Annotated in this window: 5 protein-coding genes; 4 read left to right on the forward strand and 1 reads right to left on the reverse strand. The window is 63.2% G+C overall.

Annotation, left to right across the window (positions count from 1 at the left end):
* From EN906_RS24900 to EN906_RS24915, 4 genes are all read left to right on the forward strand, one after another.
* Nucleotides 1-1,129: phosphoglycerate kinase (locus tag EN906_RS24900; RefSeq protein ID WP_164777334.1), on the forward strand; the 1,129-nt coding region annotated here is incomplete at its 5' end.
* Nucleotides 1,130-1,263: 134 nt separating this feature from the next.
* Complete coding sequence (locus EN906_RS24905) at nt 1,264-2,289, forward strand: class I fructose-bisphosphate aldolase (RefSeq protein WP_127271757.1); 1,026 nt, start codon at nt 1,264-1,266, stop codon at nt 2,287-2,289.
* Nucleotides 2,290-2,455: 166 nt separating this feature from the next.
* Nucleotides 2,456-3,196: a thioredoxin family protein gene (locus EN906_RS24910; protein WP_127271085.1), complete on the forward strand. Its 741-nt coding sequence runs from the start codon at nt 2,456-2,458 to the stop codon at nt 3,194-3,196.
* A 62-nt stretch (nt 3,197-3,258) separates the two neighbouring features.
* Nucleotides 3,259-3,972, forward strand: a complete 714-nt coding sequence (locus EN906_RS24915; protein ID WP_127271755.1) for an SGNH/GDSL hydrolase family protein — start codon at nt 3,259-3,261, stop codon at nt 3,970-3,972.
* A gap of 21 nt (nt 3,973-3,993) precedes the next feature.
* Here the strand turns inward: EN906_RS24915 and EN906_RS24920 are convergent, their stop codons facing one another.
* Nucleotides 3,994-4,155, reverse strand: a complete 162-nt coding sequence (locus EN906_RS24920; protein WP_023810961.1) for a hypothetical protein — start codon at nt 4,153-4,155, stop codon at nt 3,994-3,996.
* Nucleotides 4,156-4,236 lie beyond the last annotated feature (81 nt).

A 4,236-nucleotide genomic window follows, 5' to 3' on the forward strand; every position in this document is an offset into this window, starting at 1 on the left:
CCTCAACGTGCCTGTCACTGAGGGCAAAGTCACCGACACCACCCGCATCGAACGCATCGCGCCGACCATCGCCGAGCTGTCAGGCAAGGGTGCCAAGGTCATCCTGCTCGCCCATTTCGGCCGACCCAAGGATGGCCCCTCGCCCGAATTCTCGCTGGAACCGATCGCCAAGGCGACAGCCGACGTGCTCGGCCGCCCCGTCGGTTTCGCCTCGGATTGCGTCGGCGACACGGCCGGAAGCGCTGTCGCCGCCATGAACAAGGGCGACGTGCTGCTGCTCGAAAACACCCGCTTCTACAAGGCCGAGGAGAAGAACGATCCGGCCTTCACGGAAAAACTCGCCGCCAATGGCGATATCTTCGTCAACGACGCCTTCTCGGCCGCGCACCGCGCGCATTCTTCGACGGAGGGGCTGGCGCATCTGTTGCCGGCTTTTGCCGGCCGCACCATGCAAGCCGAGCTTGAGGCGCTGGAGAAGGGCCTGGGAAAACCGGTTCGTCCGGTCGTCGCCATTGTCGGCGGCGCCAAAGTCTCGACCAAGATCGATCTGTTGATGAACCTGGTGAAGAAGGTCGATGCCCTCGTCATCGGTGGCGGGATGGCCAACACCTTTCTTGCCGCGCGTGGCACCAATGTCGGCAAATCGCTGTGCGAGCATGATCTCGCCGCGACCGCCAAGCAGATCATGATCGAGGCGGCCGAGGCCGGCTGCGCCATCATCCTGCCGGTCGACGGCGTCGTCGCCAAGGAGTTCAAGGCGGGCGCGGAATGCGAGACCGTCGCCATATCGGACGTGCCGGCCGACGGCATGATCCTCGATGTCGGCGCCAAAACCGTGACGGCCATCGGCGAATGGATCGACCGCGCCGCGACACTGGTCTGGAACGGCCCGCTCGGCGCCTTCGAGATCGCGCCCTTCGATCATGCGACGGTGGCAGCTGCCAAGCACGCGGCGTCGCGCACCAAGGAAGGCAAGCTGGTCTCGGTCGCCGGCGGTGGCGATACGGTGGCGGCGCTCAACCATGCCGGTGTCGCCGACGACTTCACCTATGTCTCGACCGCCGGCGGCGCTTTCCTGGAATGGATGGAAGGCAAGCCGCTGCCCGGTGTCGATGTGCTGAAGCGCTGAGGCTCCGCGGCGATCAACACTCGGAGAGCAAACAAGGCTGCCCGAGGCTTTCAATCGATTCGAGCTTTCCGATGCCATTCCTTTGGCGGTAGACTTCCGTTAAGCGCGGAACAACCGTTTCAGGAGAAGCAACAATGAGCGAACGTCTCGAAGACATTGCCGCCGCGATCGTCGCCGATGGCAAGGGCCTGCTGGCCGCCGACGAAAGTTCGGGCACCATCAAGAAGCGCTTCGACGTCATCGGCGTCGAATCGACAGCCGACAGCCGCCGCGACTACCGCGAGATGATGTTCCGCACCAGGGAAGCGATGACCCGCTACATCTCCGGCGTCATCCTCTATGACGAGACGATCCGCCAGAAGGCCGCCGACGGCACGCCGCTGGTCGACATCATCAAGGCGGCCGGCGCCATCCCCGGCATCAAGGTCGACGCCGGCGCCAAGCCGCTGGCCGGGTTTCCCGGCGAGACCATCACCGAAGGCCTCGATGGCCTGCGCGAGCGCCTTGCCGATTACTACAAGCTCGGCGCCCGCTTCGCCAAATGGCGCGCGGTGATCGACATCGATATCGCCAAAGGCGTGCCTTCGGGGACCTCGATCGGCTCGAACGCGCACGCACTCGCCCGCTATGCAGCCCTTTGCCAGGAGGCCGGCATTGTGCCGATCGTCGAACCGGAAGTGCTGATGGATGGCGCCCACGATATCGACACCTGCTACGACATCTCGAAGGCAACGCTGATCAAGCTTTATGACGAGCTCCATGCGGCGCGCGTCGTGCTGGAAGGCACCATCCTGAAACCGAACATGGTGCTGGCCGGCAGGAAGTCGGGCAAGGTGAGCAGCCCCGAAGAAGTCGCCGAAAAGACCATAAAACTGTTCCGCGAAACCGTGCCGGCAGCGGTGCCGGGCATTGCCTTCCTCTCCGGCGGCCAGGAGGACGAGGAGGCGACCGCCAACCTCAACGCCATCAACGCCATCGGGCCGCACCCGTGGAAGCTGACCTTCTCCTATGGCCGCGCACTGCAGGCCGCGCCACAGAAAGCCTGGAGCGGCAAGGCCTCGAACGTTGCCGCCGGCCAGGCCGCCTTCACCCATCGCGCCCACATGAACCATCTGGCAGCGCTCGGAAAATGGAAGGCGAGCCTGGAACAGGCCGCCTGATCACAGTCCTTTCTTCCTCCTTCGAACCCGGGCCGATGCGCCCGGGTTTTTTTGTTTGTGACTTGCCGGGCTTGGGGCGGAGCCTCTCCGTCCTTATTTCCTCTCGGGCGATGTCGGGTTGTGCTCATCCCGAACGTCCTTGGAATGACACTTCAGGGAGAGGTTCATGCATCGCAACAAGATCGTTTCGCGCGAAGACTGGTTCCAGGCGCACAAGGCGCATCTGGCGCGCGAGAAGGAACTGACGCGGCTCCGCGAGCGGATAGCGGCTGAGCGACGTGAATTGCCCTGGCTGAAGATCCGGAAGGACTATGTCTTCGAAACCGGGCAAGGGCCGAAGAGACTGGCCGACCTGTTTGCCGGCAACAGCCAGCTGATCGTCTATCACTTCATGTTCGGGCCGGGCTGCGTCAGTCATTGCGAGGGCTGCTCATTCCTTGCAGATCATATCGACGGCGCCAATCAGCATCTGCGGCATCACGACGTGTCGCTGGTCGTGGTTTCGCGCGCTCCACTGGCGGAACTTCTGCCTTACAAGCAGCGCATGGGCTGGAAGTTCGACTGGGTGTCGTCCTATGCCTCGGATTTCAACTTCGACATGCAGGTCTCCTTCACCGACAAGCAGATCGCCGCGGGCGACACCACCTACAATTTCGAGACCCGTCCACGAACATCGAAGGAGCTTCCCGGCACCAGCGTTTTCTACCGGGACGAGGCCGGCGACATCTTCCTCACCTTCATGTCGCGCGCCCGCGGCGGCGAGGCGCAGATCGGCGCCTACAACTATCTCGACATGACGCCGAAGGGCCGCAACGAGAACGGCCCCTATCACGGACTGATGGATTGGGTGCGGCTGCACGATGAATATCAGGGCAAGCAAGCGGGGCAGGCGAGTTGCTGCGATTGAAGAGCGTTCCCGTCGACCAAAACATGCGCTAAGGCTGCCGCTGATCGTTTAACGGTACTGCCATGCGCTTCCCGTCCCTACTCACCTGGCTCGCCTTCCCGGTCTATATCTGGCAAGGCCTCGGCGTGCGACGCCGCACCACGCGCATGCTGCCGGCGCAAGGGCCGGTCATGCACGAAATATCAGGCAAGGCGCCTGATATTTCGCTTCTGGTGCTGGGCGATTCGTCCGCCGCGTCGGTCGGCATAGGCAATTCGGAACATGGGCTTGCCGCGCAACTCGCCGTGCTGATTTCACAAAGCACAGGCCGCACCGTGCGCTGGCGGGCGGCCGGCTTTAATTCGGCAACGTCGGGCCAGATACGCGACCATGTCCTGCCCAATCTGTCGGCCGAACCGTGGACGCATATCGTGTTGGCCATCGGCACCAACGACACCAAGAATTTTCACTCCGTGCCGCGCTTCAAGAAGGAGTTCGGCGGCCTGCTCTACGGCCTGCGCGCCAAATGGCCGGAAGCACGCGTGGTGTGGTCGCCGGTGCTGGAGTTCACGCGGGCTCCGGCCATGCCGCCGCTGCTCGGAAAAATCCTTGAGATTCGCGCCACCGACATGAACCGGATGGGCGAACGCCTTTGCCTGGAGCGCGGCGCGGTGCCGGCGCCGCGCCTGCCGATCACCAATCCGGAAGCCGGCTTTGCCTCGGACGGCTTTCACGCCTCGGAAGCAGGCTACCGGGCCTGGGCCGAGCATCTGGTTGGCCCGGTGCTTGGCAATTGAGCACCGACGACAAGTGCCGTCCTACGTCAAATGCCCGAGCACGGCCGCCAGTGAAATCGCAGCCATGGCGAGCAGTGCCAGCTTCCAGAAATCGCCGCGTCGCTTGAGGCCTGGCCAGCCAAGCGGCTTGATCAGTTGAATGACCATGAAACCGACGATGACAAGGGCGAGGAATTTCGTCATGCCGCCTTTGACCAGCAACGCGCCCGGCTGTCAAAGCACGTCGTTCATTGCCTGAGAAAGAACGACGCCGCGATCCTGGGT

The organism is Mesorhizobium sp. M7A.F.Ca.CA.004.06.1.1 (assembly GCF_003999135.1).
Lineage (GTDB): Bacteria > Pseudomonadota > Alphaproteobacteria > Rhizobiales > Rhizobiaceae > Mesorhizobium.

Bases quoted from the DNA above. Each gene is read 5' to 3' on its own strand.
- EN906_RS24905 (WP_127271757.1), top strand. From the start codon at position 1,264: ATGAGCGAACGTCTCGAAGACATTGCCGCCGCGATCGTCGCCGATGGC.
- EN906_RS24910 (WP_127271085.1), top strand. From the start codon at position 2,456: ATGCATCGCAACAAGATCGTTTCGCGCGAAGACTGGTTCCAGGCGCAC.
- EN906_RS24915 (WP_127271755.1), top strand. From the start codon at position 3,259: ATGCGCTTCCCGTCCCTACTCACCTGGCTCGCCTTCCCGGTCTATATC.
- EN906_RS24920 (WP_023810961.1), bottom strand. From the start codon at position 4,155: ATGACGAAATTCCTCGCCCTTGTCATCGTCGGTTTCATGGTCATTCAA.